General features: G+C 60.2%; 16 protein-coding genes. 7 read left to right on the forward strand and 9 right to left on the reverse strand.

Translation table 11 applies throughout. The features are described from left to right. Nucleotides 1-109: 109 nt before the first annotated feature. A complete protein-coding gene (locus tag NIT7645_RS11845) occupies nucleotides 110-1831 on the forward strand; it encodes a tetratricopeptide repeat protein (protein WP_050687190.1) in 1722 nt (573 codons plus the stop codon). After that, entirely contained in the window at nucleotides 1821-2657 is an 837-nt protein-coding gene (locus NIT7645_RS11850; protein ID WP_008562656.1) for a 4-(cytidine 5'-diphospho)-2-C-methyl-D-erythritol kinase, read from the forward strand. The genes NIT7645_RS11845 and NIT7645_RS11850 overlap by 11 nt, the downstream gene beginning before the upstream one ends. Nucleotides 2658-2735: 78 nt before the next feature. Here the strand turns inward: NIT7645_RS11850 and NIT7645_RS11855 are convergent, their stop codons facing one another. After that, entirely contained in the window at nucleotides 2736-3734 is a 999-nt protein-coding gene (locus NIT7645_RS11855; protein ID WP_037302985.1) for a polyprenyl synthetase family protein, read from the reverse strand. A gap of 57 nt (nucleotides 3735-3791) precedes the next feature. Between NIT7645_RS11855 and NIT7645_RS19325 the strand changes: the two genes are divergently transcribed. From NIT7645_RS19325 to NIT7645_RS19330, 3 genes are all read left to right on the forward strand, one after another. Continuing rightward, on the forward strand, nucleotides 3792-4004 hold the full coding sequence (locus tag NIT7645_RS19325; protein WP_074964252.1) for a putative signal transducing protein: 213 nt from the start codon (nucleotides 3792-3794) through the stop codon (nucleotides 4002-4004). Continuing rightward, complete coding sequence (locus NIT7645_RS11860) at nucleotides 4004-4771, forward strand: tRNA1(Val) (adenine(37)-N6)-methyltransferase (RefSeq protein ID WP_037302573.1); 768 nt, start codon at nucleotides 4004-4006, stop codon at nucleotides 4769-4771. The genes NIT7645_RS19325 and NIT7645_RS11860 overlap by 1 nt, the downstream gene beginning before the upstream one ends. Nucleotides 4772-4935: 164 nt before the next feature. Next, on the forward strand, nucleotides 4936-5103 hold the full coding sequence (locus NIT7645_RS19330) for a YdcH family protein (RefSeq protein ID WP_008561393.1): 168 nt from the start codon (nucleotides 4936-4938) through the stop codon (nucleotides 5101-5103). Between the two features lie 127 nt (nucleotides 5104-5230). Here NIT7645_RS19330 and yddG read toward each other — a convergent pair whose 3' ends face one another. Next, nucleotides 5231-6100: an aromatic amino acid exporter YddG gene (yddG, locus tag NIT7645_RS11865; RefSeq protein ID WP_008559983.1), complete on the reverse strand. Its 870-nt coding sequence runs from the start codon at nucleotides 6098-6100 to the stop codon at nucleotides 5231-5233. Continuing rightward, a complete protein-coding gene (locus NIT7645_RS11870; protein WP_050687192.1) occupies nucleotides 6097-7038 on the reverse strand; it encodes a transcriptional regulator GcvA in 942 nt (313 codons plus the stop codon). Before NIT7645_RS11870 ends, yddG begins: the two co-directional genes overlap by 4 nt. A gap of 98 nt (nucleotides 7039-7136) precedes the next feature. Between NIT7645_RS11870 and NIT7645_RS19525 the strand changes: the two genes are divergently transcribed. Beyond that, nucleotides 7137-7298, forward strand: coding sequence for a hypothetical protein (locus NIT7645_RS19525; protein WP_008561730.1), 162 nt, complete (start codon nucleotides 7137-7139; stop codon nucleotides 7296-7298). A 75-nt stretch (nucleotides 7299-7373) separates the two neighbouring features. Here NIT7645_RS19525 and phbB read toward each other — a convergent pair whose 3' ends face one another. From phbB to NIT7645_RS11900, 6 genes are all read right to left on the reverse strand, one after another. Beyond that, entirely contained in the window at nucleotides 7374-8096 is a 723-nt protein-coding gene (gene phbB, locus NIT7645_RS11875; protein WP_008560328.1) for an acetoacetyl-CoA reductase, read from the reverse strand. A 218-nt stretch (nucleotides 8097-8314) separates the two neighbouring features. Beyond that, entirely contained in the window at nucleotides 8315-9490 is a 1176-nt protein-coding gene (locus tag NIT7645_RS11880) for an acetyl-CoA C-acetyltransferase (protein WP_037302984.1), read from the reverse strand. A 303-nt stretch (nucleotides 9491-9793) separates the two neighbouring features. After that, nucleotides 9794-10633, reverse strand: coding sequence for an EAL domain-containing protein (locus NIT7645_RS11885; RefSeq protein WP_008562276.1), 840 nt, complete (start codon nucleotides 10631-10633; stop codon nucleotides 9794-9796). A gap of 187 nt (nucleotides 10634-10820) precedes the next feature. Then, nucleotides 10821-11756 carry a sterol desaturase family protein gene (locus NIT7645_RS11890; protein WP_008561104.1) on the reverse strand — a complete coding sequence of 312 codons (936 nt, stop codon included), beginning with the start codon at nucleotides 11754-11756 and terminating at the stop codon, nucleotides 10821-10823. A gap of 4 nt (nucleotides 11757-11760) precedes the next feature. Next, entirely contained in the window at nucleotides 11761-12180 is a 420-nt protein-coding gene (locus NIT7645_RS11895) for a hypothetical protein (protein ID WP_008559296.1), read from the reverse strand. Nucleotides 12181-12315: 135 nt separating this feature from the next. After that, nucleotides 12316-12879, reverse strand: coding sequence for a TlpA disulfide reductase family protein (locus tag NIT7645_RS11900; protein ID WP_008562715.1), 564 nt, complete (start codon nucleotides 12877-12879; stop codon nucleotides 12316-12318). A 20-nt stretch (nucleotides 12880-12899) separates the two neighbouring features. Here NIT7645_RS11900 and argH point away from each other — a divergent pair, with 20 nt between their 5' ends. After that, nucleotides 12900-14291 carry an argininosuccinate lyase gene (gene argH, locus NIT7645_RS11905; protein WP_008561779.1) on the forward strand — a complete coding sequence of 464 codons (1392 nt, stop codon included), beginning with the start codon at nucleotides 12900-12902 and terminating at the stop codon, nucleotides 14289-14291. The last annotated feature ends 1 nt before the right edge of the window (nucleotide 14292 follow it).

Raw genomic sequence — 14292 nt, forward strand, 5'->3', positions numbered from 1 at the left:
CCGGTAATATGGGGGCAGCCTTCGGGCTGCCCCATTGCGTGTCAGGGGGTGGCGTTCTACGCTTTGGACCGAGGCAGAAATAGACCAGTCACCAAGAAGGAGGCCCCGCGTGCCCGTCCCAGTTCTTCGCAGCCTGACCTGTGCCGCCGCGCTTGCGGCCGCTTTGCCCCTGCCATCCATCGCGCAGGCGGATGGTCTTGCGGGGTCATATCTGGCCGCACGGGCGGCAACGCTCGACAGTGATTTCGAGGCATCGGCAGATTACTACAACCGGGCTTTGGTCAGGGATCCGCAAAATCCGTTGCTGATGGAGCACGTGGTATTTGCCCGACTGGCCCTTGGTGATGTTGCAGGTGCCGCGCCCGTTGCCGCGCGCCTGTGGGAATTGGGTGCGCGCAGCCAGGTCGCCAATATCGTGATGGCCGCCGATACAGTCCTGAAAGAGGATTTTCAGGCCATCATCGACCGCAAAGGCGCGCAATACGAGATCAACGGTTTGGTCGATGGACTGATTTTGGGGTGGGCGCATCTTGGGGCTGGGTCCGTCAGCGCCGCGCTCGCACAGTTTGATGAACTGGGAAAGAAAGACGGTCTTGGCCTCTTTGCCCGATATCACCGTGCCTTGGCGCTTGCCTCTGTCGGGGACTACGAAGGCGCTGAGGCGCTGTTTGCAGCTGACGATGGTCAATTGACCAATACCTCCCGCCGGGCTGTCATCGCGCGACTGGAAATCCTGTCTCAGCTTGGCCGAAACGAGCAGGCGCTGCAGGTCATGGCGGATGCTTTTGACGGGCAGCTGGATCCTGGTTTGACGGCTCTGTCGGACCGTCTGCACGCGGGAGAGACGCTGCCCTTCACCCTGGCTGCCACACCTCGCGACGGTATCGCAGAGGTTTTCTTTACCATGGGGGCTGCGCTGAATGGGGAGATGGCTGACGACTACGTGCTGATGTATGCCCGTGTTGCGGCTGCACTGCGCGAAGATCACGTTGATGCGATCCTTTTGGCGGCTGAACTGTTCGACAAGCTGGGCCGCTATGCCTTGTCGATTGATCTCTACAAGATGGTGCCCCGTGGCCACCCGGACTATCACGCCGCTGAACTGGGCCGGGCAGAGGCGTTGCGCCGTGCAGCGAAGCCGGATGCCGCCGCAGAAGTGCTTCAGCAACTTGCCCGCGACTTCCCCAACGAGGCGCCGGTTTACACCAACCTCGGCGATCTGCTGCGCCAGCAAGAGGACTATGCCGGTGCGGTGAAGGCCTATGACACAGCCCTTGGCCTGATTGACGAGGCACAGGATGGCCGCTGGTTCCTGCTTTATGCCCGTGGCATCTGTCATGAGCGGCTCAAGAATTGGGACCAGGCAGAGGCCGATTTCCGCGCAGCTCTTGCAATCCGTCCGGACCAGCCGCAGGTGCTGAACTATCTTGGCTACTCTCTGGTGGAAAAGCAGATCAAGCTGGATGAGGCGCTGTCGATGATCGAGCGGGCCGTCGACGCCCGTCCAGATGCAGGCTACATCGTTGATAGCCTCGGTTGGGTGCTTTACCGCCTTGGCCGGTACGAGGATGCGGTGGGGCATATGGAAACCGCCGTCGAGCTGATGCCGGTGGATCCGGTGGTGAATGACCATCTGGGTGATGTCTACTGGGCTGTCGGGCGGGCCCGCGAAGCGGAATTCCAGTGGAAACGCGCGCTTTCCTTTATCGACCCTGAAGATACAGACGGCGAGGCCGACCCTGAACGCATTCGCCGAAAGCTTGAGATCGGTCTGGATGCGGTTCTCCTGGAAGAAGGCGCCGAGCCGCTGAAGGTTGCGAATGACGGTTGAGGCCTTTGCCCCCGCTAAGATCAATCTAACCCTTCATGTCACCGGCCAGCGTGCAGATGGATATCATCTGCTGGATTCGCTGGTTGGCTTTGCTGACATCGGAGACCGGATTTCTGCCTCTCCCGCTGATGGGCTGAGCCTACAGGTGGCTGGCCCGATGGCGGCAGGGGTGCCGACGGACGGCAGCAACCTGATGATGAAGGCCGCTGAACTGTTTGCTGCTGGCCGGGGCGCGGTGCTGACGTTGGAAAAACACCTGCCGCCGGCTTCGGGCATTGGCGGGGGGTCCTCCGATGCGGCGGCAACCCTTCGGGCTTTGTGTGAGGTGTGGGATCTGCCGCTGCCGGAGACCGCAGATGTGCTTTCGCTTGGGGCGGACCTGCCGGTTTGCATGACACCGCGAACACAGCGGATGCGGGGGATCGGGGAAGAGTTGCACGCGCTACCGCCCTTGCCCGATTGCGCGATTGTACTGGTCAATCCGGGTGTGTCTGTCGCGACACCCGCGATTTTTCGGGCGATGGAGAACCGTCACAATCCTGCGATGGCAGATGTGCTGCCAGTTTGGCAAACCACAGAGGCGCTGGCTGATTGGTTGCGTGCGCAACGCAATGACCTTCAAGGTCCAGCCGTCGCCCTGGAGCCGATAATCGGCGAGGCGCTGGCGACGTTGGCTGCAACGCCTGCACTGTTTCACGCAATGTCGGGTTCGGGGGCGACCTGCTATGGTCTCTATGCCGACGATGCAACGGCAAGTGCAGCACGTGCTGCTGTGCTTGCTGATCATCCAGAATGGTGGGTGCGGGCGGGCCGGTTGCTGCGCTGAACGACCACAATTCCAAACGAAAAAGCCAGCGCAGATGCGCTGGCTTTTTGGATTTCTGTGCCTGCCCCAGGGACTGGGTCAGGCGAGACGAGCCACCACATAGTCGGCCAGATCATGCAGCATCTGACGGATGGGATCCTCTGGAAGCGCAGTCAGCGCATCCTGCGCCTTGGCCACCCAAGCCATTGCATCACGGCGAGTTGCGCCAAGCGTGTCGTATTTGTCCATCAGTGCCAGCGCGTGATCCAGATCACCCTCGTCTTGCCGACCCTTTTCGATGGTGCGAACCCAAAAAGCGCGTTCTTCGGCTGTGGCCTGTGCAACTGCCTTGATGACCGGCAGCGTTAGCTTGCGCTCGCGGAAATCGTCACCAACGTTTTTGCCGGTTGCAGAGCTGTCGCCTTGATAGTCGAGAAGATCGTCCGCGATCTGAAACGCAATCCCGAGCGCATCCCCGTAAGCATAAAGCGCATCAACTTCCGCTTCGCTGGCCTCGGCGATGACGCCACCTGCCTGGGTTGCGGCGGAAAACAGCGCTGCGGTCTTCCCGCGGACAACTTGCAGGTAGATGTCTTCATCCGTGGCGAGGTCACTTGCGGCTGTCATTTGCAGCACTTCACCTTCCGCAATGGTGGCGGAGGCGTTCGCCAGAATGTCCAGAACCCGCAAAGAACCGGTTTCGACCATCAACTGAAAACTGCGGGCGAACAGATAGTCGCCCACCAGAACCGAGCTTTTGTTGTCCCACAGCAGGTTTGCGGTCGGACGGCCACGTCGTTGGCCGCTTTCGTCTACCACGTCATCATGAAGCAGGGTCGCGGTGTGGATGAACTCCACCGTTGCCGCCAGTTTGACGTGATTGTCGCCGCTATAGCCACACAGGCGGGCAGCGGCGAGGGTCAGCATCGGGCGCAGGCGTTTGCCGCCGGCCTCGACCAGATGGGCTGTCACCTCGGGAATGCGAGGCGCGTGTTTTGACGCCATGCGCGTCCGGATCAGCGTGTTAACCGCTGCCATTTCTTCGCTGAGTGTCGCGGCCAGCATATCGTGCGGCTTTTGCGTCAGGATTTGATTCATCGTTTTCCCGCTTGCAAGGCTCGACAAGGCGCGGGCCTTGCCCTTAGATCCATCCCTATGAAGGAACTTTTGCGCAGCACCGACCCAACCATCATGGCCTTTGCCACCGCCCTTCTTGAGGGAGAGGATATAGACTGCTTTCAAATAGACGTAAATATGAGCATCCTTGAAGGTGGTATCGGTATTTTCCCGCGAAGATTGATGGTGCGGGAAGAAGATCATGCACAGGCTGAACGCGTGATGCGTGATAATGAAATTCCATTGCGGTGATGGCCGGATTTTCTGCTGAAGAGCTGAGCCAGGATGACTTCCTCGGCGGGCGGGTTCGCCTATTGCAGCCGCGCCAGGGATACCGTGCCGGGGTTGATCCGGTGTTGTTGGCGGCGGCTGTGCCTGCGCGGTCGGGTATGCGGGTGTTGGAACTGGGCTGCGGGGGCGGGCAGGCGCTGCTGTGCCTCGCGGCGCGGGTGCCGGGGTTGGCGCTCAGCGGTCTGGAGCTGCAGGCCAATTACGCCGATCTGGCGCGACGCAATGCCGCGCTGAATGCAGCAGATCTGTCAGTGTTTGAGGGCGACCTGTCCGCGTTGCCCGTTGATTTGCGACACCAGCAGTTCGATCACGTGATTGCCAATCCGCCCTATTATCGGGCAGGCGCGCATAGTCCGGCTCAGGATGCGGGTCGGCAGATTGCTTTGGGTGGTGATACCCCGCTTGAGTTGTGGTTCGATGCTGCGGCCCGACGGCTGGCGCACAAGGGCTATCTGCATATGATCCAGCGGGCCGATCGCCTGCCGGAAATGCTTGCAGCCTGTCTGGGTCGATTGGGGTCAGTCGAGGTGCTGCCGCTTTCCCCGCGGGTTGGCCGTGGTGCGGAGCTGGTGCTTTTGCGGGCGCGCAAAGGCGGGCGGGCCAACTTTCGCTTGCATTCGCCGCTTGTCCTGCACGAAGGGGCCCGGCACACCGATGATCGTGAAAGCTATGTTCCTGAAATCCGGGCTGTTCTGAGAGAGGGGGCCGCGCTGCCTTGGCCGAAGTGATGCGACGAGCGCGCCCCTCTGTATGGATGTGATTTCAGGGCAGATCGGCGAGGACACGCCTATTTGACGGTTTTGCGACAAAATATATGCGCCTGCAGCGTGACAGCGCAATTTTCTTATGATCCACTCGTTCTGTACGCAACACGCTCACAAGGAGGAATGACATGAGCCTCAGCTCGCATCTGACCGAACTCAAGAAAAAACACGAGCACCTGAGCATGGTAGTCGAAGACGCCCAACGATCGCCCTCGACGGATCGATTGGAAATCGCATCAATGAAAAAGCAGAAGTTGAAGCTGAAGGAAGAGATCGAGCGTCTCACAGCGTCCTAAGGCGCGGGCTTTGACAATCTGTCGGGGTGGCTGATCCGAAAGGCTGTGCACCCTGAAAACAGACGAAGGATAGGTGAAGGGTCATCAGCGCGGCTGATGGCCCTTTTGCATGGGACAGATAGCAGGGTCAGGCAGGTTTGGTCGCACTTGCCCGAGCGGCGAGGAGCGCTCCGCCGGTAATGAGGCAGGCGGCAATCGCGAGCGTCCATGAGGGGCTGGCAATGCCAACCAGAACCAAGACCAGTGTCGACAACAAGGGCGCAGCATATGAGCTGGTTCCGAGCATTTGAATGTCGCCTTGTTTGACGCCGATGTCCCAGACGTAAAATGCCAGGCCAACAGGTCCCAGTCCGAGCGCCAGGGTCGAGCCCCATCCGAGCGCGCCCTGCGGCCACAGTGTTTCCTCAAGCGCGAAGTGCATGATCCATGAGGCCAGGGCGGTCACAACGCAGAACACGGCAACGGTGCTGGTTGGTGCAGAACCAAGCCTGCGAGCCAGAACCGAGTATCCTGACCAGGTAAGCGCGCAAAGAAGTGCAAGCCCATAACCGGGCAAGGCGGCAGGATCAAAGCTCGCGCCGCCTCCGGTGATGATCGTCGCCGCGCCAGCAAAGCCGAGAGCTGCTCCCAATAGATGCCCCGCCCGCAGCGTCTCTCCTGGCAGTAGCCCGGAAAATAAGACGATCAGCAGTGGCCAGAGGTACGCAATGAGACCGGCTTCGGCTGCGGGCGCAAGGCGGAGCGCGGAAAAATAGAGCGCGTGATAACCAAACAACCCGATGCTGCCAAAGGCATAGACACGCCATGGGACATATTTCAGCTGGCTCAACCCACCGCTTCGCCAGCACCAGATCAGGCCAAGCCCGCCGCCAAGGGTAAAGCACATGGCATTGAGCAACAGTGGCGGAACCGGGGCGGTCCCAACAGTCAACACTGCAAGCAGCGCCCAAAGGAGGACGGCGATAAAGCCGATGGCTGTTGCGCGTTGGCGGGTCATTCTTCGGTCACCACAGGCACGATGTTCAACCCCTCGGAAACGGCGGCAGTCTTTTCGATTTCGGCCACGATCCAGTCGCGGAATGCCACGATTTGCGGGCGGTTTTCTGACCCCTTCTGGCAGAGAAAGCTGAAATGCGCCTTGCCCGTCAAGGCTGTTTTGAACGGTGCAACCAGGCGCCCCTCAGCCAGATCCTTGACCACCAGGGCCCTTCGGCCAAGAACAACGCCGGCCCCGGCGAGGGCTGCATCAACCGCATGATCCGCGTTCGAAAACCGCGCGCCATGCGCGGGCTCAAAACTCTCTCCGACGGCGCGGAACCACGCGGGCCAATCCAGTCGCGGATTCATGAAATTGAGCGAATCGTCATGGATGAACGGCGCGCTCTTCAATGCCTCGATGGTGCCATACTGGCGTGCCATGTCCGGTGTCATGACCGGCATGACCCACTCCTCTGGCAGGCGCATCGAGTAGACATCCGGATAGGGCCCATATCCAAAGCGGATCGCAACATCTACCTCATCCCGGGCCAGGTCAACGCGCCGCAGGCTGGCTGAGAACCGAAGGTCGATTTCTGGGTGGGCGCGAGCAAATTCATAAAACCGTGGCGCCAGCCATTTGGCGGTAAAGGCAGGCCCCGCGGTCACGGTCAGCGCGCCTTCGTCCTGAAGCCGCAATGCTGCGCGCCAGGCTGTGCTGAGCGCCTGAAAGGCATCTGAAGTGCCGGGGGCCAGAACCTGCCCTGCCTCTGTCAGCTCGACTGCCCGGTTCAGCCGACGAAAAACAGGCGTGCCGAGGTGTTCCTCCAGAGATTTGATCTGAAACGAAAGGGCGGCAGGGGTGACATTCAGCTCCTCTGCCGCACGGGCAAAGGACATGTGGCGGGCCGCTGCTTCAAAAGCGCGAAGGGCGGTGAGAGGGGGGAGACGATCAGACATATCACATAAGTAATACTTAACTGACCTTCTGAAAAGTCTCGTTTGTCAGCCTGTGTGTAAGGGATCATATTGAGGTCAAGTTAATGATGTTGATCTGAATGGAGGCCGAAGAAATGGAATGTACAGCCACTGCTGCCGTGAAACAGGCCATGGAACGCGCACATGAAGAGCGCGGCCGCGCGATGCGGGCGTTCTGGGCCAGGTTGTTTGCCCCCCGCCGTGCGGGTGTTCTGCAGACTGGAATTTCCCGCTGGGCATAGCGCGCATGTCCTTACGGGATTGGAAAAGGGCCGACCCGCCGGGTCGGCCCTTGCCGTTTTCGGGGTCTGTCGCGATCAGACGAAGAATTGGCCACCATTGGCCGAAATGGTCGAACCGTTGATGAACTGCGCGTCATCCGACACAAGGAATGCCACGCAGCGGGCGATTTCTTCAGGTTCGCCAAGACGGCCGGCCGGGATCTGACCGATGATCGAGTCCCGAACCTTTTCCGGGACAGCCATCACCATTTCAGTAGCAATATAGCCGGGGCAGATCGCATTGGCAGTGATCCCCTTGGCAGCGCCTTCCTGAGCCAGAGACTTAACGATGCCGAGATCGCCCGCCTTGGTTGCCGCATAGTTCACCTGGGCAAACTGACCCTTTTGGCCGTTGATGGAGCTGATAACGACGATGCGGCCAAAACCGCGTTCGCGCATGCCGGGCCAGACCGGGTGAACGGTGTTGAATACGCCGGTCAGGTTGGTGTCGATCACCTGCTGCCATTGCTCTGGTGTCATTTTGTGGAACGGTGCGTCGCGGGTGATGCCTGCATTGGCAACCACAATGTCGATCGGGCCGAGATCGGCCTCGACTTGTTCGATGCCGGCCTTGCTTTCCTCGTAGCTGGCGACGTTCCACTTGTAGGTTTTGATGCCGGTTTCTTCGGTGAATTTCGCTGCGGCTTCGTCATTGCCTGCATAGGTCGCCGCCACGGTATAACCTTCGGCCTTCAGCGCCTGAGAAATTGCTGCGCCGATGCCGCGGGAGCCGCCGGTGACGAGTGCGATACGTGCCATGTGGGTATTCCTCCGTAATTGCCTTGGTAATCTTGCTACTATTTTGACGTCAAATGCACAATTATATTGCGCGGTGAAATTCGATATTTGATTGCACCTGCGACTCTATGCCCATCTACTATGCATCGCCTCCTCGCGTGACGTCATCGTGAAACTGGGGCGCATCAAAGAAAAGGGCGCCACGAAGGCGCCCTTTGGTATTCCGACAGTGCCGCGCCTTACGGGCGCTCCACGCACATGGCGACGCCCATGCCGCCACCGATGCAAAGCGTAGCGAGGCCTTTCTTGGCGCCCCGGCGCTTCATCTCGAACAGAAGCGTGTTCAGAACGCGGCAGCCAGAGGCGCCGATGGGGTGGCCGATGGCGATCGCGCCACCGTTGACGTTCACGATGGCCGGATCCCAGCCCATATCCTTGTTCACGGCACAGGCCTGCGCGGCAAAGGCTTCGTTGGCTTCCACGAGATCCAGATCACCAACGGACCAACCGGCCTTGTCGAGCGCTTTGCGCGACGCGTAGATCGGGCCGACGCCCATGATCGACGGGTCCAGACCAGCTGTCGCATAAGAGGCAATGCGCGCCAGCGGCTCGATACCGCGGCGTTCGGCTTCGTCTGCGCTCATCAAAAGGGTGGCGGCCGCGCCGTCGTTCAAGCCAGAGGCATTGGCTGCGGTGACAGAGCCATCCTTGGTGAACGCGGGGCGCAGTTTCTGCATCGCCTCGATGGTTGCACCGTGACGGATGTATTCATCCTGATCGACGATGATGTCGCCTTTGCGGGTTTTGACGGTAAAGGGGGTGATTTCATCCGTAAAGCGGCCAGCCTTTTGGGCGGCTTCGGCCTTGTTCTGGCTGGCGACGGCGAATTCGTCCTGCATGTCGCGGCTGATCTGCCATTTGTTGGCAACATTTTCAGCCGTCTGGCCCATGTGGTAGCCGTTGAACGCGTCCCACAAACCGTCGCGGATCATGGTGTCGATGTAGCTCATGTCACCCATCTTGTGACCGGCCCGCATATTGGCGGCATGGGGGGACAGGGTCATGTTTTCCTGACCGCCAGCACAGACGATAGAGGCGTCGCCAAGTTGGATGTGCTGGGCACCGAGTGCCACAGCGCGCAGACCCGAACCGCACACCTGATTGATGCCCCAGGCAGAGGCCTCTTGCGGGAAGCCCGCGTTGATATGGGCCTGACGCGCAGGGTTCTGGCCCTGGGCCGCGGTCAGAACCTGACCCATGATGGTCTCAGACACCTCGCTTTTGTCGACGCCTGCGCGTGCGACCACGGCTTCCAGCACGGCGGTGCCCAAATCGTGGGCGGGGGTTTTGGCGAATGAGCCGCCAAAACTGCCGACGGCGGTGCGCGCGGCGGATGCAATTACAACATTGGTCATCTTCTTGGATCCTCTGTCAGTCTTCCTCCGGGGGCACGAGGGCGCAGCGCTTTGCAGCTGCAGCAGTCCGGATCCCCCTGCCTTTTTGAAAAAGGCGCTAAGCTTTGCTGCAGTTGCAGCACACGCAACGTGTCCCGAAGGCAGAGCGTCTGTCAACTCTCCTTTGGTCTGTTTCGCGGCAGTTGCCATCGCAATTGCGTCAGCTGCGTACAGGTCATCCGCCCCCACACGGCGCGGTGGGCTGGACGGGATCGTCGGTAGGATAGGGTGGGAAAGTCCTTGGTGGGGTAGGGGTTGGCCGCGTCAGGCGCGGCTGCGTTCGCGCAGTTCTTCGAGCCAGGGCGGATTCACCGACGGGGCGCCAAACAGATACCCCTGAAGGCAATCAACCCCGATCGAAATCAGGAATTCCGCATCTGCCGGGGTTTCCACCGATTCGGCGACGACCAGCATGTCAAACTGCTTGGCTATGCCGACAAGTGCGCGAACAACCGCTTGGTTGTCATAGCTGGCGTGTACATTGCGGACGAATTGCCCATCGATCTTGACGGCATCAAAAAAGAAATTGCGGAACTTGCTGATCGCGGTTGCGGCGGCGCCAAAGTTGTCGAGCGCAAAGGCAATCCCGTGCTTTTGCATCCGATCCATAAAGTCGATCACCAGTTCGGGCGCGGCCATGGCCGAGGCTTCAGTGATCTCCAGAACCAGCCGTTCCCCCAAGGTTGCATCCCGTTTGAGGTGACGTTCCAGGACCTGCATCCAACGACGATAGCCGATGGAGCGAGCGGACATGTTGATGGAGAGGCGGATACCGGGGCTGCGAGACAGCGCCTTCAGCCCGTGTTCCAACGCCAGACAATCCAGTTCACGCCCCAGCTCGGTCTCTTCGACATGCGGCATGAATTCCCGTGCGGGGATCACCCGACCAGTGGCATCCAGCACCCGGATGTACCCCTCGTAGAAGGCGACGGACTGAGATCCGACAGCCTGCATGACGGGTTGGTAGGCCAGCATGGTCTGGTCGTGTTTGATCGCCTCGCCCACCATGTCGAGCGTGGAGCGATCTCGCGTAACAACGGCAGAGGACAGAGGGTTCTCTCCCCCCTCTGGCATATCGGCCATGACCTTGTGCTTTTTCTTCACTGCGGTGTCCCTTGGCGCTGGGGTGATGGGGTTACTATGGCTTAGGCCAGCACTCTCGCGCAAAAGGGTTGCTCAGGGATTAAGGTTACAATTTTAGCCAAATTCACTTGGCGCTCTTTGTGGTCCGGGCCATGCCTGTCGAGCTGGCCAATCCAGCAGGCGTTGCAGGCAGGTCTGATCGCCCTGATCAGCGTCGGTCAAACCCTGCCGTGCCCTGATCCTCCGGGTGGCGTTTAAGGTGCTTGGCCCGGATGGTGGCCGAATCGTCCCGGCTGCCATCATGGCTGTAACCGGGTGGGGCAACCGCATATAGAAACCGCTGCTTCAGAGAGAGGCCCGGCTGGGTCATGTCTTTGAAAATACTGACCCATTCATGAAATGCGACCCTGATGGGGTTGAACGTGCCAATGTTGTGCACCAGCCCATAATCCGGGCGATCGTGCGCCTGCTCTGGGACAAAGGTGCCAAACAGCCGATCCCAGATGATAAAGACACCGGCATAATTGCAGTCCAGATATCTGGGGTTGCGCCCGTGATGAACGCGATGATGGCTTGGCGTGTTCATCACCGCCTCAAACCAACGCGGCATTTTGCCGATGGCTTCGGTGTGAATCCAGAATTGATAAACCAGATTGATGCCGCCCACGAACAGCACCATTGCCGGATGAAACCCCAGCAGGATCAGCGGCGCACGGACGATCATGATAAAGGAGAATGTGCCGGTCCAGGTCTGTCGGAGGGCGGTGGTCAGATTGTAGTGCTGGCTTGAATGGTGGTTGACGTGACTGGCCCAGACCCAGCGCACCCGGTGACCGAGGCGATGCACCCAGTAGTACCGCAAGTCATCAAGGACAAAGCACAGCAGGATCACCCAAACCGATGTGCCCAGATCCAGTGGTGTAATCTGCCAGAGGATCATGAAAAAGCCCCACGCGATCACACCAAGCGCCAAACCCGATGCGACGCTGCCTGCCCCCATGATCAAAGAGGTGACGGCATCTCGGGTTTCATAGCGCCCACCGCGCCCCTTGATGGCGATCCAAAGAAACTCTGCCAGAATGGCTGCGATGAAAAACGGCACGGCCCATTGTGTGACATCGGGATAATTCAGCGTGTCTGACATTGGCTCAACCTGTCTTTTGCGAACGGACGGTGGGGGAGGGCGCAGCGGTGATGGCATCCTTCCAGACAGCGCGTTCTTGGCTGCTGAGGATAACGGTTACGGAGGGTGTGGAGAAATCCGCAAACCGCAGGCAAAGCCCCTTGGGGTGGGGTTCAATCTTGGCAGTATCTAGGGGGCGGGCAATTGTGTCTGCGCCAAAGCACCAGACGATTCCCATACCCTTCTCTGTCGTGATCAGGGCGGCGTGTCCGGTTGCTGCAGGTCGTGCAGATTGCACGGCACTGTCAGGCGAATGGCGCAGCCACGCGCGGGTCGCGCTGTCCTCGGTCAGCGGGACAACCGCGGATCGTCCGGACATGTGCAAGATGATGGCGATGGCAACGACGCCGCATACGACCATCGTCACCAGTATCTCCAGCGGCATGGCGCTCCTCCCTGTTGTGAGTGTGAAGAGTGCGACCACCCGCTGTCAAAGGTGGCGTAGGGTCAACAGAGTGGCAAAAGAAAAGGCCGCGACGCGTGGCGCCGCAGCCTGCAATCATGGTCGGGCAGCTATGTCTTACTTGGCGTCGATCAGGGCCTGCAGGATCGCCTTGGCACTGTCCGAGTTCCATTCCGCGTCGCCGCGCAGACGGCCGATTTCATTGCCATCGCGATCCAAAATCATCGTCATCGGTAGGCCGAACACGGCCATTTCCTTGGCCAGCGCGCCCTTTGGATCCTGATGGCGGGGCAGGTTTGTGATGCCGGTGTCATCAAAGAACTTCTGGATGCCGCCGGGAGAATTCCGTCCGGTGGCCAGGGTCAGAACCTCAAAGTCATCTCCGCCGAATTCGCTTTGCAGTTCGGAAAGCATCGGCATTTCCTTGCGGCACGGGGCACACCAGGTCGCCCAGAAGTTCAACAGAACGATTTTCCCCTCGTAGTCGGCAAGCGATGCGCTGCCCTTGCCGTCTTCCAGCTCAAAGCTGTTGGCAGAGGTTGGTTTGGCTTCGGAATGCAGGATCAGGCGGCGCATGTCGCCTTCGCGGAGCTCGGACAAGGCCGCTGTGTCCGCGGCAAAGGCGGCATTTGCACCGAGGGCAAGGGCCATATAAAGGGTAAGCTGACGAAACAGACGCATAGTATCTCCAGGGTTGGGCCATGACAGACAAGACCTCGAACCAGATGTGGGGCGGCCGCTTTGCCGCCGGACCGGACGCGATCATGGAGGCGATCAATGCCTCTATCGGGTTCGACCAGCGCATGGCAGCGCAGGATATTGCTGGCTCTCGGGCTCATGCGGCGATGCTCGCCGCGACCGGTGTCATTACGGATAGTGACGCCGAGGCCATTCGTGAAGGTCTGCTCACCGTTTTGTCAGAGATCGAGGGCGGGACTTTCGAATTTTCGACAGCTCTCGAAGACATTCACATGAACGTCGAGGCCCGCCTGAAAGAGATCATCGGTGAACCTGCGGGCCGCCTGCACACCGGCCGGTCGCGCAATGACCAGGTGGCGACAGATTTCAAACTCTGGGTCCGCGATCAGTTTGATGCAGCGGAAAGTGGCCTTCTGGCGCTGATCCGTGCCCTGCTGGCACAGGCAGAGGCGGGGGCAGACTGGGTGATGCCGGGCTTTACCCACCTTCAGACCGCGCAGCCGGTGACCTGGGGCCACCACATGATGGCCTATGTGGAAATGTTTGGCCGTGACCTTAGCCGCGTGCGCGACGCCCGCGCGCGGATGAACGAATCGCCCTTGGGCGCTGCGGCGCTGGCGGGCACCTCCTTCCCGATCGACCGTGAGATGACGGCAAAGGCGCTGGGCTTTGACCGCCCAGCCGCCAACTCGCTGGATGCAGTGTCTGACCGTGACTTCGCGCTGGAGTTCCTCAGCACCGCCTCGATCTGTGCCGTGCATCTGTCGCGCTTTGCCGAGGAGCTGGTGATCTGGTCCTCTGCTCAGTTCCGTTTCGTGACGCTGTCCGATCGCTTCTCTACCGGCTCGTCGATCATGCCGCAGAAAAAGAACCCGGACGCCGCAGAGCTGATCCGTGCCAAAGTGGGCCGGATCTATGGTGCCAATACCGCACTGATGATGGTGATGAAGGGGCTGCCGCTCGCCTATTCCAAGGACATGCAGGAAGACAAGGAACAGGTCTTTGACGCTGCCGACAACTGGATGCTGGCGTTGGCGGCAATGGAGGGCATGGTCAAGGACATGACCGGCAACCGCGAGGCGCTGGCCGCTGCGGCGGGCTCTGGTTTCTCCACCGCCACCGACCTGGCCGACTGGCTGGTGCGGGTGCTGAAGGTGCCGTTCCGTGACGCCCACCACGTCACTGGTACGCTGGTGGCCATGGCCGAAAGCCGCGGTTGCGACCTGCCGGATCTCAGCCTCGAAGACATGCAGGGCGTTCACGCAGGCATCACCGAGGATATCTTCTCTGTGCTGGGTGTCGAAAATTCGGTAAACTCGCGGATGTCTTACGGCGGCACCGCGCCCGCGCAGGTGCGTGCACAGGTGGCCCGCTGGACCGAGCTGCTGGGCTGAG

Source organism: Phaeobacter italicus (assembly GCF_001258055.1).
Taxonomy (GTDB): Bacteria; Pseudomonadota; Alphaproteobacteria; order Rhodobacterales; family Rhodobacteraceae; genus Phaeobacter; species Phaeobacter italicus.

Excerpts from the sequence above, each read along its gene's own strand:
- NIT7645_RS11850 (WP_008562656.1), top strand. The coding sequence starts at position 1,821 with ATGACGGTTGAGGCCTTTGCCCCCGCTAAGATCAATCTAACCCTTCAT.
- NIT7645_RS11855 (WP_037302985.1), bottom strand. The coding sequence starts at position 3,734 with ATGAATCAAATCCTGACGCAAAAGCCGCACGATATGCTGGCCGCGACA.
- NIT7645_RS19325 (WP_074964252.1), top strand. The coding sequence starts at position 3,792 with ATGAAGGAACTTTTGCGCAGCACCGACCCAACCATCATGGCCTTTGCC.
- NIT7645_RS11860 (WP_037302573.1), top strand. The coding sequence starts at position 4,004 with ATGGCCGGATTTTCTGCTGAAGAGCTGAGCCAGGATGACTTCCTCGGC.
- NIT7645_RS19330 (WP_008561393.1), top strand. The coding sequence starts at position 4,936 with ATGAGCCTCAGCTCGCATCTGACCGAACTCAAGAAAAAACACGAGCAC.
- yddG (WP_008559983.1), bottom strand. The coding sequence starts at position 6,100 with ATGACCCGCCAACGCGCAACAGCCATCGGCTTTATCGCCGTCCTCCTT.
- NIT7645_RS11870 (WP_050687192.1), bottom strand. The coding sequence starts at position 7,038 with ATGTCTGATCGTCTCCCCCCTCTCACCGCCCTTCGCGCTTTTGAAGCA.
- NIT7645_RS19525 (WP_008561730.1), top strand. The coding sequence starts at position 7,137 with ATGGAGGCCGAAGAAATGGAATGTACAGCCACTGCTGCCGTGAAACAG.
- phbB (WP_008560328.1), bottom strand. The coding sequence starts at position 8,096 with ATGGCACGTATCGCACTCGTCACCGGCGGCTCCCGCGGCATCGGCGCA.
- NIT7645_RS11880 (WP_037302984.1), bottom strand. The coding sequence starts at position 9,490 with ATGACCAATGTTGTAATTGCATCCGCCGCGCGCACCGCCGTCGGCAGT.
- NIT7645_RS11890 (WP_008561104.1), bottom strand. The coding sequence starts at position 11,756 with ATGTCAGACACGCTGAATTATCCCGATGTCACACAATGGGCCGTGCCG.
- NIT7645_RS11895 (WP_008559296.1), bottom strand. The coding sequence starts at position 12,180 with ATGCCGCTGGAGATACTGGTGACGATGGTCGTATGCGGCGTCGTTGCC.
- NIT7645_RS11900 (WP_008562715.1), bottom strand. The coding sequence starts at position 12,879 with ATGCGTCTGTTTCGTCAGCTTACCCTTTATATGGCCCTTGCCCTCGGT.
- argH (WP_008561779.1), top strand. The coding sequence starts at position 12,900 with ATGACAGACAAGACCTCGAACCAGATGTGGGGCGGCCGCTTTGCCGCC.